This is a genomic window from Pseudomonas halotolerans (assembly GCF_039581215.1).
In the GTDB taxonomy this organism is placed as follows: domain Bacteria; phylum Pseudomonadota; class Gammaproteobacteria; order Pseudomonadales; family Pseudomonadaceae; genus Aquipseudomonas; species Aquipseudomonas tehranensis.
On the sequence record NZ_JBCNTJ010000014.1, the window covers coordinates 35,300 to 55,375 of the forward strand.

Genomic DNA, 20,076 nt, shown 5'->3' on the forward strand with positions numbered 1-20,076 from the left:
GTTCAGGCCGCCGTCAGGGCAGAAACCACCAGATCGCAACTGCGCTGGGCGTAGGCCGTCAGCACGATGCGGATCTGCGGCAAATCACGGGCCAGCACGGCGCTCAGCAGGCGCTGGAACAGGTCGAGGAATTCGCTCATCTCGGCCTTGCGCTGGTCCAGGGCCAGGAAGTACGCGCGGCTCATGGCCGGTTGCAGGTTCTCGACGGTTTCCTGCAAATACGGGTTGTTGGCAAAGGGGTACGCCGCGCGCATCACACTGAAACTTTCATCGACGAAGGTGCGGATGTCCTGGCGCGCGAAGGCGTCCTGAAGGCGCTGCTGGATCTCGAGGAACGGCGCCATGTCCGCCTGTTCCTGCCAGCCATGGGCAACCGCATTGCCCAACAGGATGTACAGCTCGCTCATCAGCGCACAGAGGCTGCGCACCTTGTGTTCGCTCAGTTCGGTGACGTGTGCGCCACGGCGCGGCAGGATCGCGATCAGATGCCGGCGCTCCAGTATCAGCAAAGCCTCACGGACCGAGCCGCGACTGACGTTGAGCGCCAGCGTGACCTTCTGCTCCTGGATGCGCTCGCCCGGCTTCATTTCGCCACGGATGATGCGCTCGGCCAGGTGATGGGCGATTTGCTCAGCGAGGCTGTCCGGGGCCTTGAACGTCATGGTTGTCCTTCAAACTCTTCGATTTGCACAAGCGGCGCAGTGTAGCGCACTCGATACGTCATGGCGCAGGGCCTGCAGCGGGTTTTTGGCACGATCTAAGCAAAAAAGTTTGAGCCCTCATCCTGAAACAGAATCTGTGGAAGAACCTGTGGGAGCCGAGCTTGCTCGCGATAGCGGTCTGTCAGCTTGCATCCATACTGAATGTACCGCCGTCATCGCGAGCAAGCTCGGCTCCCACAGGGTTCTACAGTGTTCCTAGATCGTTGCTCATCGACAAAGCGGATTTTCTTGACCTTTAAGTCAGAAAATCGTTGACCGCAAAGTCAGACCTGATAAATTCAGCCTAAGTCGATACAACAATAATGAGTCTGCGAGGCCTTCCGTGATCCAGTTTTTACTCAACCAGGAACTCCGTAGCGAGCACGCCCTGGACCCGAACCTGACCGTGCTCAACTATTTGCGCGAACACGTCGGCAAATCCGGTACCAAAGAAGGCTGCGCCAGCGGCGACTGTGGCGCCTGCACTGTGGTCGTAGGCGAGTTGCAGACCGACGAGGACGGCCGTGAACGCATTCGTTATCGCAGCCTCAATTCGTGCCTGACCTTTGTCTCGTCCCTGCACGGCAAACAACTGATCAGCGTCGAAGACCTCAAACACCAAGGCCAATTACACAGCGTCCAACAGGCGATGGTCGATTGCCACGGTTCGCAATGCGGCTTCTGCACACCGGGCTTTGTGATGTCTCTGTTCGCCCTGCAAAAGAACAGCGAACAGCCCGACGCCCACAAGGCCCACGAAGCCTTGGCCGGCAATCTGTGCCGCTGCACCGGCTACCGGCCGATTCTGGCAGCCGCCGAGCAGGTCTGCTGCGCCAAGCAAGCGGACCAGTTCGACGCCCGCGAAGCCGAGACCATCATTCGGCTCAAGGCCATCGCGCCGACTGACACTGGCGAGCTCAACAGCGGCGACAAACGCTGTCTGGTGCCGCTGACAGTGGCCGACCTGGCCGACCTCTACGACGCCTATCCCCAAGCGCGCCTGCTGGCCGGCGGCACGGACCTGGCCCTGGAAGTCACCCAGTTCCATCGCACCCTGCCGGTGATGATCTACGTCGGCAACGTCGCTGAGCTAAAACGTATCGAGCGTTTTGACGATCGCCTGGAGATCGGCGCTGCCACCACACTCTCCGACTGCTACGAGGCCTTGCAGGCGCAATACCCGGACTTTGGCGAACTGCTGCAGCGCTTCGCTTCGTTGCAGATCCGCAACCAGGGCACCCTGGGCGGCAACATCGGCAATGCTTCGCCGATTGGCGACTCGCCGCCCTTGCTGATCGCCCTCGGCGCACAGATCGTGTTGTGCAAGGGCCAGACCCGCCGCACCCTGGCGCTGGAAGACTATTTCATCGATTACCGGGTCACCGCCCGCCAGGAAAGCGAATTCATCGAGAAGATCATCGTGCCCCGGGCCAGCGCTGAGCAGGCGTTCCGCGCCTACAAGGTTTCCAAGCGCCTGGACGATGACATTTCCGCTGTGTGCGCGGCGTTCAACCTGCGTATCGAGCATGGCGTGGTCCAGGACGCCCGGGTGGCCTTCGGCGGCATGGCTGCGACACCCAAGCGTGCCAAGCATTGTGAAGCCGCGTTGATCGGTGCTCCGTGGAACGACAGCACAGTCGAACGGGCTTGCGCCGCCCTGGCCGAGGACTTCACACCGCTGTCGGACTTCCGCGCCAGCAAGGAATACCGCCTGCTCAGCGCGCGCAACCTGCTGCGAAAATATTTCATCGAACTGCAAACGCCGCACATCGAGACTCGGGTGACCGCTTATGTCTAACCATCACGCCGTAGAGAAAACTCAAGCCGAGCTGGCCGAACTGTTCGCCCGCGACCTGACCACCGGCGTGGGTCGCAGCGTCAAGCATGACAGCGCCGCCAAGCACGTGTCCGGCGAAGCCCAGTACATCGACGACCGCCTGGAATTCCCGAACCAGTTGCACGTTTACGCCCGCCTGTCGGACCGCGCCCACGCGCGGATCATCCGCATCGACACGGCGCCTTGCTACGCCTTTGAGGGCGTGCGCATCGCCATCACCCATGAAGACGTGCCGGGCCTCAAGGACATCGGCCCGCTGTTGCCCGGCGATCCGCTGCTGGCCATCGATGACGTACAGTTCGTCGGCCAACCGGTGCTGGCCGTCGCCGCCAAGGACCTGGAAACCGCGCGCAAGGCCGCGATGGCGGCCATCATCGAATACGAAGACCTGGAACCGGTGCTGGACGTGGTCGAGGCCCTGCGCAAGCGGCATTTCGTGCTGGACAGCCACACCCACCAGCGCGGTGATTCGGCGGCGGCGCTGGCCAGTGCCGAGCATCGCATCCAGGGCTCGCTGCACATTGGCGGCCAGGAACACTTTTACCTGGAAACCCAGATTTCCTCGGTGATGCCCACCGAAGACGGCGGCATGATCGTCTACTGCTCCACGCAGAACCCCACCGAAGTACAGAAACTGGTGGCCGAAGTACTCGACGTTTCGATGAACAAAGTCGTGGTGGACATGCGCCGCATGGGCGGCGGCTTCGGTGGCAAGGAAACCCAGGCCGCCAGCCCGGCGTGCCTGTGCGCGGTCATCGCCCACCTCACCGGCCAGCCGACCAAGATGCGCCTGCCCCGGGTCGAAGACATGCTGATGACCGGCAAGCGCCACCCTTTCTACATCGAATACGACGTCGGCTTCGACAGCACCGGACGTCTGCACGGCATTGCCCTGGAGCTGGCCGGCAACTGCGGGTGCTCGCCGGACCTGTCGGCCTCGATTGTGGACCGGGCGATGTTCCATGCCGACAACGCCTATTACCTGGGCGATGCAACCATCAACGGCCATCGCTGCAAGACCAACACCGCGTCGAACACCGCTTACCGGGGCTTCGGCGGGCCGCAAGGCATGGTCGCCATCGAAGAGGTGATGGATGCCATTGCCCGGCATCTGGGGCTCGATCCACTGGCGGTGCGCAAGGCCAACTACTACGGCAAGACCGAGCGCAACGTCACCCACTACTACCAGACCGTCGAGCACAACATGCTCGAGGAGATGACCGCTGAACTTGAGCAAAGCAGCCAGTATGCCGAACGCCGCGAAGCGGTCCGTCGCTACAACGCTAACAGCCCTGTGCTGAAAAAAGGCCTGGCGCTGACCCCGGTGAAATTTGGCATTTCGTTCACCGCCAGTTTTCTCAACCAGGCCGGGGCGCTGATTCACGTCTATACCGACGGCAGCATCCATCTGAACCATGGCGGCACGGAAATGGGCCAGGGCTTGAACACCAAAGTCGCGCAAGTGGTGGCCGAGGTGTTCCAGGTGGAAATGGACCGGGTGCAAATCACCGCAACCAACACCGACAAGGTGCCAAATACCTCACCCACCGCTGCCTCCAGCGGTGCCGACCTCAATGGCAAGGCTGCGCAGAATGCCGCCGAAACCATCAAGCAACGCCTGGTGGAGTTCGCTGCGCGGCAGTACAAGGTCAGCGAAGAAGACGTGGCGTTCCACAACGGCCATGTGCGGGTGCGCGATCACATCCTGACGTTCGAGGCGCTGGTCCAGCAGGCGTATTTCGCCCAGGTCTCGCTGTCGAGCACCGGTTTCTACAAGACCCCGAAAATCTATTACGACCGCAGCCAGGCCCGGGGCCGGCCGTTCTACTACTACGCCTACGGCGCGGCGTGTGCCGAGGTGATCGTCGACACCCTGACCGGTGAATACAAGATGCTGCGCACCGACATCCTCCACGACGTCGGCGCCTCGCTGAACCCGGCCATCGACATCGGCCAGGTCGAGGGCGGTTTCATCCAGGGCATGGGCTGGCTGACCATGGAAGAGCTGGTCTGGAACGACAAAGGCAAGCTACAGACCTGCGGCCCGGCCAGCTACAAGATTCCGGCGGTGGCTGACATGCCGCTGGATCTGCGGGTCAAGCTGGTGGAAAACCGCAAGAACCCGGAAGACACCGTGTTCCACTCCAAAGCCGTGGGTGAGCCGCCGTTCATGCTTGGTATCGCCGCGTGGTGCGCCATCAAGGACGCCGTGGCGAGCCTGGGGGATTACCAGCACCAGCCAAAAATCGATGCGCCGGCGACCCCGGAGCGGGTGTTGTGGGGGTGTGAGCAGATGCGGGCATTGAAGGTGGCCAAGGCGGAGGAAGCAGAAGTCGAAGTGGCTTCGCTCTAGACCGCGGCGCGGCCGATCGCGAGCAAGCTCGCTCCCACAGGGGATTTGTGAACACCGCCCCAATGTGGGAGCGAGCTTGCTCGCGATGAGGCCAGAACAGACAAAAGAGATGTTGAGGTGAAATATGTACAACTGGATCAGCGCCCTCGCCGACCTGCAAGATCGCGGTGAACCCTGCGTGCTGGTGACGATCATCGAGGAACTCGGCTCGACCCCGCGTAATGCCGGTTCGAAGATGGTGATCAGCGCCAGCCAGACGTTCGACACCATCGGCGGTGGGCACCTGGAATACAAAGCCATGGAGCTCGCCCGGCAGATGCTCGCCAGCGGCCAGCAAAGCACCCATCTGGAGCGCTTCAGCCTCGGCGCCAGCCTGGGCCAGTGCTGCGGCGGCGTGACCGTGCTGCTGTTCGAACCCATGGGCCAGGTCCAGGCGCAGATTGCCGTATTCGGCGCCGGCCATGTCGGCCGCGCCCTGGTGCCGCTACTGGCGAGCCTGCCCTGCAAGGTGCGCTGGATCGACTCCCGGGAAGCGGAGTTTCCCGAACACCTCCCCCACGGCGTGCGCAAGATCGTCAGTGAAGAGCCGCTGGATGAAATCGACGAACTGCCCGCCGGCAGCTACTGCATCGTCATGACCCATAACCATCAACTGGACCTGGAATTGAGCGCCGCGATCCTCAAGCGCAACGACTTCGCCTACTTCGGCCTGATCGGTTCGAAAACCAAACGGGTCAAGTTCGAACATCGCCTGCGTGAGCGCGGCTTCGACAGCAGCACCTTGCAACGCATGCGCTGCCCGATGGGCATCGGCGACGTCAAAGGCAAGTTGCCTGTGGAAATCGCCATCTCCATCGCCGGTGAAATCATCGCCACCTATAACGCGGATTTCGGCCAGCACACCACGCGCGCCGAACCGATTGCCAAGCTGCTGCCGGCCTCGCGCCGCAGCCAGGCGCACCGTTGAACCATCGTTGAGAATTCCCATGCCCCTGACACGTAAAGCCTACCGCGCCGCCCTGCTCCACAGCCTCGCCGACCCTGCCGAAGTCGGTATTGAAGCGTCCTATGAATATTTTGCAGACGGTCTGCTGGTGGTGGAAAACGGCCAGATCAGCGCCATCGGCCACGCCAGCGAGTTGCTGCCGACCCTGGCGGCCGACATCGAGATCACGCATTACCAGGACGCGCTGATCACCCCCGGCTTCATCGACACCCACATCCACCTGCCGCAAACCGGCATGGTCGGGGCTTACGGCGAGCAATTGCTGGACTGGCTCAACACCTACACCTTCCCCTGCGAAAGCCAGTTCGCCGACAAGGCCCACGCCGACGCCGTCGCCGATATTTTCGTCAAGGAGCTGCTGCGCAACGGCACCACCACCGCGCTGGTGTTCGGCAGTGTGCATCCGCAATCGGTTAATTCGTTTTTCGAGGTGGCCGAGCAACTCGACCTGCGGATGATCGCCGGCAAAGTGATGATGGATCGGAACGCCCCGGACTACCTGACCGACACCGCCGAATCCAGCTACACCGAAAGCAAAGCGCTGATCGAGCGCTGGCATGGCAAGGGCCGCCTGCATTACGCCGTGACCCCGCGTTTTGCGCCGACCAGCACGCCGGAACAACTGGCCCTGGCGGGTCAGTTGCTGGGGGAATATCCCGACCTGTACATGCAGACGCACATCAGTGAGAACCTGCAGGAAGTGCAATGGGTCAAGGAACTGTTTCCAGAGCGCAAAGGCTATCTGGACGTCTACGACCACTACCAATTGCTGGGCGAGCGTTCGGTGTTCGCCCACGGCGTGCACCTGTGTGACGACGAATGCGCGCGCCTGGCACAGACCGGTTCGGCCATCGCATTCTGCCCGACCTCGAACTTTTTCCTCGGCAGCGGCCTGTTCAATCTGCCAATGGCCGAGAAGCACAAAGTGAACGTGGGATTGGGCACGGACGTCGGTGGCGGTACCAGTTTCTCGTTGCTGCAAACCCTGAACGAAGCCTACAAGGTGATGCAGTTGCAGGGTGCTCGCCTGAGCCCGTTCAAGTCGCTGTACCTGGCCACTCTTGGCGGCGCCCGGGCCTTGCGTCTGGAAGACAAAATCGGGAGTTTGCAGCCAGGCAGCGATGCGGACTTTCTGGTGTTGGACTACAACGCCACGCCGCTGCTGAGCTATCGCCTGCAACAGGCCCGGGACATTGCCGAGCGGTTATTCGTGTTGATGACGCTGGGGGATGACCGGACGGTGGCGCAGACTTATGCAGCTGGCCGATTGGTGCATCAGCGCTAGATTTCTAGCGCCTGTCAGACCGCCAATCGCGAGCCTGCTCGCGATGAAGGCAACTCGGAACGCCTGATTCAACCCATCAAAGCTTGGCCGTCGACCGCCCTGGCTTCTTGCTCTGCAACAAGTGCGAAAACACCGCATGCAAATCATCCGATGCGCTTTCTTCGTCGAGGTTGAGCTTGCTGTCGATGTGGTCCATGTGATGCATCATCAGGTCCACCGCCAGGGTGGCATCGCGGGCCTCGATGGCGTCGATCAATTGGGTGTGTTCGTCGTAGGAACAGTGGGAGCGGTTGCCGCTTTCATACTGGGCGATGATCAGCGAGGTCTGGGACACCAGGCTGCGCTGGAAGCTGATCAGCGGGGCATTCTTCGCCGCCTCGGCCAGCTTGAGGTGGAACTCGCCTGACAGGCGGATGCCGGCGCCACGGTCACCCCGGGAAAAACTGTCGCGCTCGTCGCTGACCATCTGCCGCAGCTCGGCAAGCTGTTCGGCGGTAGCGTGCTGCACCGCCAGCTCGGTGATTGCCCGCTCCACCAGACGCCGGGCCATGAATACCTGGCGGGCCTCTTCGACACTCGGACTGGCCACCACGGCGCCACGATTGGGCCGCAACAGCACCACACCTTCGTGGGCCAGACGCGACAGCGCACGGCGAATGATGGTGCGGCTGACCCCGAAAATCTCTCCCAACGCCTCTTCGCTCAACTTTGTACCGGGCGCCAGGCGCTGCTCGAGGATGGCCTCGAAGATATGCGCATAGACAATATCGTCCTGGGTTCCGCTGCGGCCGGCTTTGCCTGCTCGCGGTTGTTTCTTGAGGGGTTGCAACTGTTCGTTCATGGGCACTCGAGTCGGGAGAACTGCGGCGAATTGACCGTGACTGTAATACGCCTCAGCGGGTCGCTGACAAGTATCACGTAAATAATACGGCGATTGTACACAACCTCTGATGGCAACACGACTGTACGGCTGTTTGCGGACGTGGCTGTATTGCAATCGGCAACGGGGTTGAGTTTAGGCTTAAACCCCTAATCTGTGGCCCCAGCCCTCCTGTAATTTACAACAAGGACCACCGCCCACCATGACCGAAGTCACGACCACGCCACTTCGCCCGCTGGCCGATACGTCGCCCTCGGCCATCGTCGCCGGGTTCATCGCGATGATGACCGGTTACACCAGTTCCCTGGTGCTGATGTTCCAGGCCGGGCAGGCGGCAGGGCTGACCAGCGGGCAGATTTCTTCGTGGATCTGGGCGATTTCCATCGGCATGGCCGTGTGCTCCATTGGCCTGTCGTTGCGGTATCGCACACCGATCACCATCGCCTGGTCGACACCCGGCGCGGCGCTGCTGATCACCAGTCTGGGCGGGGTCAGTTATGGCGAGGCCATCGGCGCCTACATCACCTGCGCGGTACTGGTGACGATCTGTGGCTTGACCGGCAGCTTTGAGCGTCTGGTCAAGCGCATTCCGGCCTCGCTGGCGGCGGCGTTGCTGGCGGGGATCCTGTTCAAGATCGGCAGCGAGATTTTCGTCGCCGCCCAGCATCGAACCGGCCTGGTGCTGGGGATGTTTTTCACCTACTTAATCGTCAAGCGCCTGTCGCCGCGCTACGCGGTGCTGGCGGCGTTGCTGATCGGTACAGCGCTGTCTGGTTTGATGGGACTCCTGGACTTCAGCGGCTTTGCCTTGGAAGTCGCCACGCCGGTATGGACCACGCCGCACTTCTCACTGGCGGCCACCATCAGCATCGGCATTCCATTGTTCGTAGTGGCGATGACCTCGCAAAACATGCCGGGCATCGCCGTGCTGCGGGCAGACGGCTACAACGTGCCGGCCTCGCCACTGATCACCAGCACGGGCATCGCCTCGCTGCTGCTGGCGCCGTTCGGCTCCCACGGCATCAACCTGGCGGCCATCAGCGCGGCCATCTGCACCGGTCCCCACGCCCATGAGGATCGTAATAAGCGCTACACAGCGGCGGTCTGGTGCGGGATTTTCTACGGGATTGCCGGAGTGTTCGGCGCGACACTGGCAGCATTGTTCGCGGCGCTGCCCAAGGAACTGGTGCTGTCCATCGCGGCGCTGGCCCTGTTCGGCTCAATCATCAATGGCTTGAGCATCGCCATGAGCGAAGCCCGGGAACGGGAAGCGGCGCTGATCACCTTCATGGTCACGGCATCGGGGTTGACGCTGTTTTCCATCGGCTCGGCGTTCTGGGGGATTGTGGCGGGGGTGTTGACCTTAGTGATTCTGAACTGGCGCAATGCCTAAAAAAAAGATCGCAGCCTTCGGCAGCGCCTACATTGGAATGCGTACATCCTGTAGGAGCTGCCGAAGGCTGCGATCTTTTTGACCGGCAACCCGAGGAACGGGCTGCCGGCTCAAACCATCAAGCGACCGGATTGATCGGCTTTTCCGGGTACCAGACGTCCATCAGCGGGCTGACTTCAACGCTGGTCAGCTCAGGACGCGCCTTGAGCCAGGCTTCAACGGCCGCACGCTGCTCTTCGGACACCGAGCCACGCTTCTGCAGGCAAACCAGACCGTAGTCGTCGCCGCCAACATAGCCCAAGCCATTGGCTTCCATGGCTTCTTTCAGGAAAGCGTCGAGGAAAGCGTCAACGGCCTCATCGGCCAGATCTTCTTTGAAATCCAGGTTCAGTTCGAAACCCAGCTCTTGAAATTCATCCACGCACAGTTTTTTGCGCAGACGCTGGGAACGGTTAGTCGCCATTGGAACAATCCTCATAAGTAATAACGGCCGGCACTCTACCAGTTTGGTGCACCGTTTGCCCGCCTGATCGGGTGTGTGGGCCTACCGTCGGTAAAAAATAGCGCCCCGAAGGGCTCAGGCACGGCACAAGCGGTTGCACCTTGGGGCATAATGCGGACACTTTCATGACGTTGAGGGCGTTCATTTTCATGTCCTCGTTTTTTCCCCCTCGCCCGTAGGGTTTTATTTCAAATGATCAAATCGTTGCGTCCACTGCTTTTGGCCGGCCTTCTTCTTCCCCTGGCCCTGCCCGCGCCCACCAGCGCCGCCACCATCAATACGGCCCTGACGCCCAATGTGCAAAAGGCCCTCAAGAACAGCAAGCTGCAAAACAACGCCTTGTCCCTGGTGATGATCCCGCTCAACGGCCCTGGCACCCCGACCCTGTACAACGCCGACGTCTCGGTAAACCCGGCCTCCACCATGAAACTGGTGACCACCTATGCCGCCCTGGAGATGCTGGGGCCCAATCACCAGTGGAAGACCGAGTTCTACACCGACGGCACTCTCAGCGGCGGGATTCTCAACGGTAACCTGTACCTCAAGGGCGGCGGCGATCCCAAGCTGAACATGGAAAAGCTCTGGCTGCTGATGCGCGACCTGCGGGCCAATGGCGTGCAACAGGTGACCGGTGACCTGGTGCTGGACCGCGGTTTCTTCGTCAAACCGCAGTTGCCTGAATTCAACGACGACGGCAACGACAAAAACAAACCGTTCCTGGTCAAGCCCGATTCCCTGCTGGTCAACCTCAAGGCCTTGCGTTTTGTGGCCCGCAATGACGCCGGCCGGGTGCTGGTGTCGGTGGAGCCACCGATCGCCAGCATTCGCATCGAAAACCAGGTCAAGGCACTCAACTCCAAGCAATGCACGGGTGGCGTGCGCTACAACCCGGTGCCCCAGGCGGACGGCAGCGTGACCGTGACCGTTGGTGGTCAGCTCGGTGACGGTTGCAGTTCCCAGACTTACCTGGCGCTGCTGGACCACCCGACCTACACCGCCGGAGCGGTGCGGGCGATCTGGAAGGAGCTGGGCGGCAGCATCCAGGGCAAGGACCGTCTGGCGGCGACTCCGAAAAGCGCCAAAGTGCTGGCCCGGGCATTCTCGCCGGACCTGGCGGAGATCATTCGCGACATCAACAAATACAGTAACAACACCATGGCCCAGCAGTTGTTCCTGAGCCTGGGCGCAGAATTTCGCAACGAAGCCGACGGTGACGACGCCAAGGCGGCACAACGGGTGGTGCGCCAATGGCTGGCGAGGAAAGGCATCACCGCGCCGCACCTGGTCATGGAGAACGGCTCCGGCCTGTCCCGCGCCGAAAGGGTGAGTGCCCGGGAAATGGCCGCGATGCTGCAAGCCGCGTGGCGCAGCCCGTACTCCGCCGAATTCATCAGTTCGATGCCTATCGCCGGCACGGACGGCACCATGCGCAAACGCCTCAAGACCACCGCCATGGCCGGCGAAGCCCACGTCAAGACCGGTACCCTGAACACCGTTCGCGCCATCGCAGGCTACAGCCGTGACATCAACGGCAACACCTGGGCCGTGGTGGCGATCCTCAACGACCCGCGGCCATGGGGCGCTTCGTCAGTGCTGGATCAGGTGCTGCTGGACCTGTACCGCCAGCCGAAACTGCCGCAGACAGCTTCGGTGCTCTAAACCGAGGCACAAGGCATGCGCCTGTGGGAGCGGGCTTGCTCGCGAAGGCGGTATCACATTCAACCTCTGCGTTGACCAGTGCGCCGCTTTCGCGAGCAAGCCCGCTCCCACAGGTGACCGAGTGCACTTACAGGTTACTACCCCAACTGCACCTCTACCCGATCCCGTCCGGCCTGCTTGGCCGCGTACACGCCGGAGTCGGCTCGCAACAGCAGCGCATCCGCCCCCTCCCCCACGCGCCAGGTGGCGATGCCGAAGCTGGCGGTGATGACGCCCACATCCTCGATCGGCGCGCTGCGCACCCCCTCCCACAACCCCAAGGCCAAGGCATGGGCGCTTTCGCCGTCGGTGTCCGGGCATAACACGACAAACTCTTCACCGCCCAACCGGCAGAACACGTCGGTGCGTCGCAGCCGCTGGGTGATGCGCTGGCAAACCGCCTGCAACACCCGATCGCCCACTGCATGGCCGTGCTGATCATTGATGCGTTTGAAGTGGTCGATGTCGAGCATGATGACCGCCAGCTCCCCGGTGCCTCGCTCCACCCGAGCCATCTCGGTGGTCAGGCGCTCCTGGAAATAGCGTCGATTGCGAATACCGGTCAGGGCGTCGGTCACTGACAAGGCGCGCAGTTCCTCTTCCACTCGTTTGAGATCGGAAATGTCCGAAATGTACCCATGCCATAACACCCCACCGCCCGGCAGTTCCTCGGGCGTGGCCTCGCCGCGCACCCAACGCAACCCACGCTGCGGCAGTTGCAGCCGATACTCCTCGCGCCATGGGCTCAGCGTTTCGGCGGAGGTCCGGATCGAAGCGCGTACCCGTGCACCGTCCAACGGATGGATGCGCGAAAAAATCGATTCGGCGTTGCGCACCAGCACATCGGGCTCCAATTCATAGATATCGCGAAGGCCGTCGCTGGCGTACATCACGCTGAACTGCCCATTGAAGTCCATCTTGAACTGGTAGATGCCCCCGGGCACGTGGGCACTGAGTTTCTTCAGCAACAGGTCCCGGGCGGCCAGGGCCTCGTGAACGCGCTTGCGTTCGGTGATGTCGATGCAGATCGCCAGATGCCCGACCCACAGTCCCTGATCATCAAGCATCGGGGTGGCCAGCATGTTCACGGCCAGATGGCTGCCATCGCGGCGCACCAGCGTCCATTCCCGGGCCTGCTGGCCACCCTGTTCGCCGCCCTCGACCAACATAGCGTGGCACGTGGGGATCGGCTTGCCATAACGCGCAGCCAGTTGTACGGCCCGGGCCTGCAGCTCACGCGGAAGGTGCAGGCTTTCAAGGGTCATGCTGTGCAAGACCTCGCTGCTGTCGTAACCCAGCATCTGTTCGGCGCCCGCATTGAACGTGGTGATCACCCCGCGCAGATCCGTGGCGATGATCGCAACCTGGGTCGCGGCATTCAGCACGCCACGCAACTGGCTGTGGGTGCCTCGCAGTTCCTGCTCACGGTCGCGCAGTTCCCGGGTCCGTTGCTCTACCAGTTCCAGGGCCCGCTGTCGCTGGCTGACCAACACATACAGCAAGGCGCTGAGGAGCAGGCTGAGCAAACTACCCAACACCATCAGGCTCGCCACTGAAGAAGAGTTGGTGGACAGGAACATGCGACTGGGCCGAAGCTCTATCCGATAGTCGTGATCGGCCAAGCGCAACAGGCGGGTGGCTGACAAATTGCTTTCCCCTGGTGGATCGGGCGACTCGAACAGCACTTCCTCACGATCGTCCGTGGACAGGTCCATGACCCGCATCGAAAGATTGTCCTGACCGGACGCCGGCAGGCCATCCCCCACCAACTGGCGCATGCTCACGGCAGCCGCGACGTAACCGAACGGTTCCCTGGACCACGCCCTCGTGACCGGCGCGACCAGCAACACCCCGCGCACCGTGGTGGAAGCCTCACTCACCAAGTCCAGTGGTTGCGATACCACCATGGTGTCACGGTGGCGAGCGCGCTCAAGGGTGGCACGGCGCAAGGGATGGGCGAGCAGATCCAAACCCCGTGGGGCCTTGAAGGAAGGCTGACTCTGGAGGTACAGCACGGGCGCGTATTCGTCCCGCTCGGCGGCCAGGCGCAGGCCACCGGAGTCGTCTGGCTCACGGATGGAAAACGTATCGCCCCCCTCGGTCCGGGCTTGTTGTTCGAACGATGATCGTTCGGCGCGCTGTACCCGAGGCGCCCAGGCAAACGCCTGGGTGCGCCGCAATAAGGCTTCGGCATAGCCATGGAATTCCCTCTCGGAAACCCCGGCCGAATTGGCAAAGAAACGCCTCAGGCTGTCGAGACGTTGCTCTTGGTCCTGGAAACGCTCCTCGATACGACTGAAGCGCTCCTGGGCTTGCAGTTCAAAGCGCTGGCGCAATTGCTGGTCAAACAGACTGGCCATCGCCCAGGTCAGCAAACCGGTCAGGAACGCACCGGCCAGCAGCACCAGCGAAGCCACCAGCCAGGCCGACACATCTTCGCTGATAAAACCCAGGATCCTGGGGCGCACCTGATGCAATGCCATAAATACAACTCAGAAAGGGGCAGGCATAGGTATCGCCCTGTCCACAGGCTTAAGTTATAGCTATTAGCCATTACTTTGACCAGTACAAAAACGCCCGAAAGCCTTGAGTTTCAAGGCTTCCTGGATCCAAAGGGCTAGGGGTCAGCGGGCCATGATCTTCCAGGCACGATGAATCTTGCCGTTGCGGGCAAAATCCGGATCGATGGTCTTGGCGGTGATCTCCTCCACCGCATAACGCTCGCCCAGATTGTCCTCGAGCTGGAACTTGCGGAAGTTGTTGGAGAAGTACAGCACGCCCCCCGGCGCCAGGCGCGCCATGGCCAAGTCCAGCAGTTGGACGTGGTCGCGCTGTACGTCGAACACCCCTTCCATGCGCTTGGAATTGGAGAAGGTCGGCGGGTCGATGAAGATCAGGTCGTATTCGTCACGACTGGCTTCGAGCCAAGCCATCACGTCGCCCTGCTCCAGGCGATTCTTGTCCGAGAAGCCATTGAGCGACAGATTGCGCCGCGCCCAGTCCAGGTAGGTTTTCGACAGGTCGACACTGGTGGTGCTGCGCGCACCGCCCTTGGCGGCGTGGACACTGGCGGTCGCGGTGTAGCAGAACAGATTGAGGAAGCGCTTGCCGGCCGCCTCTTTCTGGATCCGCAGGCGCATCGGCCGGTGGTCGAGAAACAGCCCGGTGTCCAGGTAGTCGGTGAGGTTGACCAGCAGCTTCACGCCGCCTTCGTTGACCTCGGTGAACTTGCCCTGGGCGCTCTGACGCTCGTACTGCTTGGTGCCGCTCTGCCGCTCGCGACGCTTGATCACCACGCGGCTCTTGTCGATATTCAGTGCCTGGGGGATGGCGGCCAGGGCGTCGAACAGCCGGGCCGAGGCCTTTTCCGGGTCGATGGATTTTGGCGCGACGTATTCCTGGACATGCACCCAATCGTGGTACAGGTCGATGGCCATGGAGTATTCCGGCATGTCGGCATCGTAGACCCGATAGCAGTCTACGCCTTCACGCTTGGCCCATTTGCTCAGCAGCTTGAGGTTCTTTTGCAGGCGATTGGCAAACATCTGCCCGCCTTCGCTCAAGCGCGCCTGCTCGATCACGGGCGCTGGGGCCGGTGCCGGTTTGATAGGGTTGCCGTTCTTATTGTACTGGCGCTCTTGCGGCACCTCGGGCGCCTGTTCGTACTCAGCCTGCTCACGCTCGGCCTGGCGCTGTTCCGGGGTACGACGCTCGCCGGTGACGAACTGATCCGGCAGGACCTTGATCAGCAGCAACTTGCACGGCAAGGCGCCGTTCCAGAACGAATACTGCTTGTGACTGCGAATGCCCATGCGCTTGCCCAGGTCCGGCGCACCGGTGAATACCGCAGCCTCCCAGTTCAGGCAGGCCTGGCGCAGGCGCTCGCCAAGGTTCTGGTAGAGATAAAGCAAGCTGGCTTCGTCGCCCAGACGCTCGCCGTACGGCGGGTTACAGATCACCAAGCCTTTCTGGTTCTGGTCCGGGCGGGGTTCAAAGGTGGCGACTTCACCTTGATAGATCTTGATCCACTCGCTCAGGCCGGCACGTTCGATGTTGTTGCGTCCGGGTTGAATCAACCGTGGGTCTGCCTCGTAACCGCGAATCCATAGCGGTGGCTTGGCCAGCCCGGCGGCGGCACGGGCGCTGGCCTCTTCGTGCAGTTTCTTCCATAACGCCGGCACATGGCCGAGCCAGGCGGTAAAACCCCACTGCTGGCGACGCAGGTTCGGCGCCATGTCGGCGGCGATCATGCCGGCTTCCACCAGGAAGGTGCCCACGCCGCACATCGGGTCGGCCAGCGCCCCGCCTTCAGCGGCAATACGCGGCCAGCCGGCACGGATCAGGATGGCCGCGGCAAGGTTTTCTTTCAGGGGCGCGGCACCTTGCTGCAGGCGATAGCCGCGCTGGTGCAAGCTGTGGCCGGAAAGATCAAGAGAGAGAATCGCTTCGCCACGATCCAGGCGCAGGTGAATGCGCAGATCCGGGTTGAGCTTGTCGATGGACGGCCGCTCGCCTGTCGGGGTGCGCAGTTTGTCGACAATGGCGTCCTTGACCTTCAAGGCGCCGAAGTGGGTATTGTCGATACCCGAACCGTGTCCGCTGAATTCCACCGCGAGGGTGCCATCGGCGAGCATGTGGTCTTGCCAATCGACATCCAGCACGCCGTGATACAGGTCTTCGGCGTCCTTCATCGGGAAACGCTTGAGCACCAGCAACACGCGGTTGGCCAGGCGCGACCACAGGCACAGGCGGTAAGCCGTTTCCATGTCGGCCATGCCACGCACGGCCGATGTGTGTTCACGCGCCTCTTCAAGGCCAAGCCCGACGGCTTCCTCGATCAGCAGGCCTTCAAGACCTTTGGGGCAAGTGAGGAAGAGTTCGAAACGATCGGACATGGGGTTTTCCAGAGCCTTTGGCTAAGTGGACCGGGCAACGCATTGCCGGACCGGGTTCAATCAGGCGCTTTTCTCAAGAGCACCCGCGTGGCACGAGAGTGTGCCGTCCCGCCCTCGCCGTTCAGCTTAAAAGAGCTTAGAGGCGAGGGCAGATAAAAAATTCTGTGCAACAAATTGTGAAAACTCGACCCTTTCGTCGAATAGTACCCGAGTGCAACGGGAGGACATTCTCATTCGCCTGGGCCTGCCCCCTTCGATGCAGGGCCGATCATACAGGGGTCTTGCTCGAAAGCGGGTAACGAACATCATGTTACTTATCGCCCTAACATCTTTATTGTTACGTGCTTATGACAAAACGATCATTCCATCCATGTGACGCTTTGGTTAGAACTCAACACAGGTTGACGTCGCAACGGCGTCAACACCTCGGCTCGTCACGCCGGCAACGAGCCACCAACGGCAGAATGATTCTGCCCTGGCCTCGATAGAGGTCAACGCGAAGCAACAGTCAACAAGTGAGGGCAACACCCTATGAGAAGACTTAAGCGTGATCCGTTGGAAAGAGCATTTTTACGCGGTTACCAATATGGCGTTGGTGGTAAATCCCGTGAGCTTTGCCCCTTTACTCTACCGTCGGTACGTCAAGCCTGGATCAATGGCTGGCGAGAAGGACGCGGCGACAACTGGGACGGTATGACCGGCACTGCGGGTATCCACAGACTCAACGAACTTCACGCCGTAGGCTGACACAGGGCTTAACACTCAAGAACTCGACAATTTGATACCCACATCGATTTAACCACGCGCGTCCCATCCGGACGGCGGGCTACGGCCCAGGGGCTCCTTTGAGGAGCCCTTTTTAATGCCTGGGTTTCAGCGAACGCTGCAAAAAGCCGAGCGGTGAACCCAGTTGTGGCGAGGGGATTCATCCCCGCTGGGCTGCTCAGCAGCCCCTCAGAGTGTCAGGTTTAACGAGTAAACTGTTTGGGGCCGCTTCGCGCCCCAGCGGGGATAAATCCCCTCGCCACAGTTGAATCGCGTTGCACCTTGATAATCAACGCAGCGCGGCAATCGCATCCACCGACTCCCGAATCAACGCCGGCCCCTTATAGATAAAGCCCGAATAAATCTGCACCAGGCTCGCGCCCGCGCTTATTTTCTCGGCAGCATGCTTGCCCTCGGTGATGCCGCCCGCCGCGATGATCGGCAAGCGCCCCGCCAGTTCCGCGGCCAGGACCTTTACGGTATGGGTGCTTTTTTCACGCACCGGCGCACCCGAGAGCCCGCCCGCCTCGTCGCCGTGTTCCACCCCCTCGACGCCTTCGCGACCCAACGTCGTGTTGGTGGCAATCACCGCATCCATTCCTGTTTCGATCAGGGCCTGGGCCACTTGAGCGGTCTCTTCGTCGGTCATGTCCGGGGCGATCTTGATGGCCAGTGGTACATGCTTGCCATGGATCACCGCCAACTCGGCGCGACGCCGGGCCAGGTCAGCCAACAGTTGCTTGAGCGAATCACCGAATTGCAGGCTGCGCAGCCCCGGCGTGTTCGGGGAGCTGACGTTGACGGTCACATAACTGGCATGTGCGTAGACCTTGTCCAGGCAGATCAGATAATCGTCGACCGCACGCTCCACCGGTGTATCGAAGTTCTTGCCGATATTGATGCCCAGCACACCCTTGTACTTGGCCGCGGCCACCCGCCCCAGTAAATGGTCGACACCCAGGTTGTTAAAGCCCATGCGGTTGATGATCGCCTCGGCGTGCGGCAGGCGGAAAATCCGTGGCTTGGGGTTGCCTGGCTGGGCACGCGGGGTGACGGTGCCGATTTCCACGAAACCGAACCCCAGTTGGGCAAAACCGTCGATGGCCGCGCCATTCTTGTCCAGGCCCGCCGCCAATCCGACCGGGTTGGGGAATTCAAGCCCCATCACCTTCACCGGCAGTTTCGCCGGCGCCTTGCACAGCAGACCATTGAGGCCCAAACGTCCACCCGCGCCGATCAGGTCCAGGGACAGATCGTGGGAGGTTTCCGGGGAAAGTTTGAACAGCAGTTCACGGGCCAGGGTGTACATGGGCGGCTTGGACTCGGGCGACGAAATGAGGCGGCGATTATAGCCGGGCAACGATGATTCAAGCGAGGCGCCCGGACAAAACAGCGGCGATGGCATATGCCTTGCACCACTTGTGTTCATCGGTGCCCATACCAACGACGGAATGAGTGCCACACTGTATTTGAAGGACAACGGCGTCGTCATCCGGCCTTGCAACCATCCGGATACGGCGCCTTTTTTGTGGAAAGGTGATGCGCGATGAATGAAATTCCAGCCAACCCCCTGGCCTGGGTCAACGGCAGCGATGCCCCGGAAAAGAGCGCGATCAATCTTGGCTTCATGGCTTTGAGCGACTGCGCCCCGCTGGTGGTGGCCGCCACTCAGGGCTTCGCCCAGCCTTACGGGCTGACCTTGAACCTCAAGCGCCAAGCATCCTGGGCCAACCTGCGGGACAAGCTGGTCAGCGGTGAAATCGACGCCGCCCACAGCCTGTATGGCCTGATCTACGCAGTGCACCTGGGCATCGGCGGGGTCGCGCCAACCGACATGGCGGTGTTGATGGGGCTGAACCAGAACGGCCAGAGCATCAACCTTTCCCATGGCTTGCAGGCCCAAGGCGTGACCAGTCCTGAGGCACTGGAACGGCATGTGCACCAAACTCGCCCGAAACTGACCTTCGCCCAGACGTTCCCCACTGGCACCCACGCCATGTGGCTGTATTACTGGCTTGCGGCCCAGGGCATCCATCCGTTGTCGGATGTCGACAGCGTGGTGGTGCCACCACCGCAAATGATCGCCCACCTGCAGGCCGGACGCATTGACGGGTTCTGCGTGGGCGAGCCGTGGTGCGCCAGTGCGGTAAAGCAGAACCTGGGCTTCACCCTGGCGACCACCCAGACCATCTGGCCCGATCACCCGGAAAAAGTCCTGGGCTGCACTCGCGCATTTGTCGAGCAATACCCCAATACCGCCCGCGCACTGGTGATGGCGATCCTGCAAGCCAGTCGCTTCATTGAGCAAAGCACCGAGAACCGCCGCAGCACCGCACAACTGCTGAGTGCGCCCGAATACCTGGATGCGCCGCTGGACTGCATCGAGCCGCGCCTGCTGGGGATTTACGCCGACGGCCTGGGCAACAGCTGGCAGGACCCTCACGCGATGCGCTTCCACGGCAACGGCGAAGTGAACCTGCCCTACCTGTCCGATGGCATGTGGTTCATGACCCAGTTCCGCCGCTGGGGCCTGTTGCGTGAAGACCCGGACTACCTGGCCGTGGCGCGGCAAGTCCAGCAACTCAAGCTATACCGTGAAGCCTGCGCGGCGCTGGACATTGCATCCCCCTGCCAGGACATGCGCAGCAGCCAATTGATCGACGGCACCACCTGGGACGGCTCGGAGCCGGCCGCTTATGCCAAAAGCTTCAAACTGCACGCCTTGAGCGATGCGGCTCCCCTCTTCGCCAGCCGCTGACAG

The 20,076-nt window shown here is 61.5% G+C and carries 14 protein-coding genes; 8 read left to right on the top strand and 6 right to left on the bottom strand.

What is annotated here, in order from left to right; genetic code table 11:
• Positions 1–2: 2 nt before the first annotated feature.
• On the bottom strand, positions 3–662 hold the full coding sequence (locus AAIS01_RS18510; protein ID WP_343470138.1) for a GntR family transcriptional regulator: 660 nt from the start codon (positions 660–662) through the stop codon (positions 3–5).
• A gap of 382 nt (positions 663–1,044) precedes the next feature.
• On the opposite strand from AAIS01_RS18510, the gene xdhA reads away from it, so the two are divergent.
• The 4 genes from xdhA (at position 1,045) to guaD (ending at position 7,182) form a co-directional block, all read left to right on the top strand.
• The gene (xdhA, locus tag AAIS01_RS18515) at positions 1,045–2,499 is read left to right on the top strand and encodes a xanthine dehydrogenase small subunit (RefSeq protein WP_343470139.1); all 1,455 of its coding nucleotides are present in this window, start codon (positions 1,045–1,047) and stop codon (positions 2,497–2,499) included.
• On the top strand, positions 2,492–4,891 hold the full coding sequence (gene xdhB, locus AAIS01_RS18520) for a xanthine dehydrogenase molybdopterin binding subunit (protein ID WP_343470140.1): 2,400 nt from the start codon (positions 2,492–2,494) through the stop codon (positions 4,889–4,891). Before xdhA ends, xdhB begins: the two co-directional genes overlap by 8 nt.
• A 124-nt stretch (positions 4,892–5,015) precedes the next feature.
• Positions 5,016–5,858: a xanthine dehydrogenase accessory protein XdhC gene (gene xdhC / locus AAIS01_RS18525; protein ID WP_343470141.1), complete on the top strand. Its 843-nt coding sequence runs from the start codon at positions 5,016–5,018 to the stop codon at positions 5,856–5,858.
• 19 nt (positions 5,859–5,877) lie between these two features.
• Complete coding sequence (guaD, locus tag AAIS01_RS18530) at positions 5,878–7,182, top strand: guanine deaminase (RefSeq protein ID WP_343470142.1); 1,305 nt, start codon at positions 5,878–5,880, stop codon at positions 7,180–7,182.
• Positions 7,183–7,258: 76 nt separating this feature from the next.
• Here the strand turns inward: guaD and AAIS01_RS18535 are convergent, their stop codons facing one another.
• Positions 7,259–8,023 carry a GntR family transcriptional regulator gene (locus AAIS01_RS18535; RefSeq protein ID WP_003183531.1) on the bottom strand — a complete coding sequence of 255 codons (765 nt, stop codon included), beginning with the start codon at positions 8,021–8,023 and terminating at the stop codon, positions 7,259–7,261.
• 241 nt (positions 8,024–8,264) lie between these two features.
• Between AAIS01_RS18535 and AAIS01_RS18540 the strand changes: the two genes are divergently transcribed.
• Positions 8,265–9,455, top strand: a complete 1,191-nt coding sequence (locus AAIS01_RS18540) for a benzoate/H(+) symporter BenE family transporter (RefSeq protein WP_343470143.1) — start codon at positions 8,265–8,267, stop codon at positions 9,453–9,455.
• A 118-nt stretch (positions 9,456–9,573) separates the two neighbouring features.
• Here AAIS01_RS18540 and AAIS01_RS18545 read toward each other — a convergent pair whose 3' ends face one another.
• The gene (locus tag AAIS01_RS18545) at positions 9,574–9,918 is read right to left on the bottom strand and encodes a YggL family protein (protein ID WP_047227158.1); all 345 of its coding nucleotides are present in this window, start codon (positions 9,916–9,918) and stop codon (positions 9,574–9,576) included.
• A gap of 231 nt (positions 9,919–10,149) precedes the next feature.
• On the opposite strand from AAIS01_RS18545, the gene dacB reads away from it, so the two are divergent.
• Complete coding sequence (dacB, locus tag AAIS01_RS18550) at positions 10,150–11,616, top strand: D-alanyl-D-alanine carboxypeptidase/D-alanyl-D-alanine endopeptidase (RefSeq protein ID WP_343470144.1); 1,467 nt, start codon at positions 10,150–10,152, stop codon at positions 11,614–11,616.
• A gap of 137 nt (positions 11,617–11,753) precedes the next feature.
• Here the strand turns inward: dacB and AAIS01_RS18555 are convergent, their stop codons facing one another.
• Positions 11,754–14,138 (bottom strand): sensor domain-containing diguanylate cyclase, encoded by a 2,385-nt coding sequence (locus AAIS01_RS18555; protein WP_343470146.1) that lies wholly within the window; start codon positions 14,136–14,138, stop codon positions 11,754–11,756.
• 141 nt (positions 14,139–14,279) lie between these two features.
• Positions 14,280–16,550 (bottom strand): bifunctional 23S rRNA (guanine(2069)-N(7))-methyltransferase RlmK/23S rRNA (guanine(2445)-N(2))-methyltransferase RlmL, encoded by a 2,271-nt coding sequence (gene rlmKL / locus AAIS01_RS18560; protein ID WP_343470148.1) that lies wholly within the window; start codon positions 16,548–16,550, stop codon positions 14,280–14,282.
• A gap of 531 nt (positions 16,551–17,081) precedes the next feature.
• Between rlmKL and rmf the strand changes: the two genes are divergently transcribed.
• Positions 17,082–17,297 (top strand): ribosome modulation factor, encoded by a 216-nt coding sequence (gene rmf / locus AAIS01_RS18565; RefSeq protein ID WP_003223300.1) that lies wholly within the window; start codon positions 17,082–17,084, stop codon positions 17,295–17,297.
• A 307-nt stretch (positions 17,298–17,604) separates the two neighbouring features.
• On the opposite strand, the gene AAIS01_RS18570 is transcribed toward rmf, so the two are convergent.
• Complete coding sequence (locus AAIS01_RS18570; protein ID WP_343470234.1) at positions 17,605–18,624, bottom strand: quinone-dependent dihydroorotate dehydrogenase; 1,020 nt, start codon at positions 18,622–18,624, stop codon at positions 17,605–17,607.
• Between the two features lie 237 nt (positions 18,625–18,861).
• Here AAIS01_RS18570 and AAIS01_RS18575 point away from each other — a divergent pair, with 237 nt between their 5' ends.
• A complete protein-coding gene (locus tag AAIS01_RS18575) occupies positions 18,862–20,073 on the top strand; it encodes a CmpA/NrtA family ABC transporter substrate-binding protein (RefSeq protein WP_343470150.1) in 1,212 nt (403 codons plus the stop codon).
• Positions 20,074–20,076: the final 3 nt, after the last annotated feature.

Coding starts and splice junctions, on each gene's coding strand:
- AAIS01_RS18510 (WP_343470138.1), bottom strand. CDS start 662: ATGACGTTCAAGGCCCCGGACAGCCTCGCTGAGCAAATCGCCCATCAC.
- xdhB (WP_343470140.1), top strand. CDS start 2,492: ATGTCTAACCATCACGCCGTAGAGAAAACTCAAGCCGAGCTGGCCGAA.
- xdhC (WP_343470141.1), top strand. CDS start 5,016: ATGTACAACTGGATCAGCGCCCTCGCCGACCTGCAAGATCGCGGTGAA.
- guaD (WP_343470142.1), top strand. CDS start 5,878: ATGCCCCTGACACGTAAAGCCTACCGCGCCGCCCTGCTCCACAGCCTC.
- AAIS01_RS18535 (WP_003183531.1), bottom strand. CDS start 8,023: ATGAACGAACAGTTGCAACCCCTCAAGAAACAACCGCGAGCAGGCAAA.
- AAIS01_RS18540 (WP_343470143.1), top strand. CDS start 8,265: ATGACCGAAGTCACGACCACGCCACTTCGCCCGCTGGCCGATACGTCG.
- AAIS01_RS18545 (WP_047227158.1), bottom strand. CDS start 9,918: ATGGCGACTAACCGTTCCCAGCGTCTGCGCAAAAAACTGTGCGTGGAT.
- dacB (WP_343470144.1), top strand. CDS start 10,150: ATGATCAAATCGTTGCGTCCACTGCTTTTGGCCGGCCTTCTTCTTCCC.
- AAIS01_RS18555 (WP_343470146.1), bottom strand. CDS start 14,138: ATGGCATTGCATCAGGTGCGCCCCAGGATCCTGGGTTTTATCAGCGAA.
- rlmKL (WP_343470148.1), bottom strand. CDS start 16,550: ATGTCCGATCGTTTCGAACTCTTCCTCACTTGCCCCAAAGGTCTTGAA.
- rmf (WP_003223300.1), top strand. CDS start 17,082: ATGAGAAGACTTAAGCGTGATCCGTTGGAAAGAGCATTTTTACGCGGT.
- AAIS01_RS18570 (WP_343470234.1), bottom strand. CDS start 18,624: ATGTACACCCTGGCCCGTGAACTGCTGTTCAAACTTTCCCCGGAAACC.
- AAIS01_RS18575 (WP_343470150.1), top strand. CDS start 18,862: ATGAATGAAATTCCAGCCAACCCCCTGGCCTGGGTCAACGGCAGCGAT.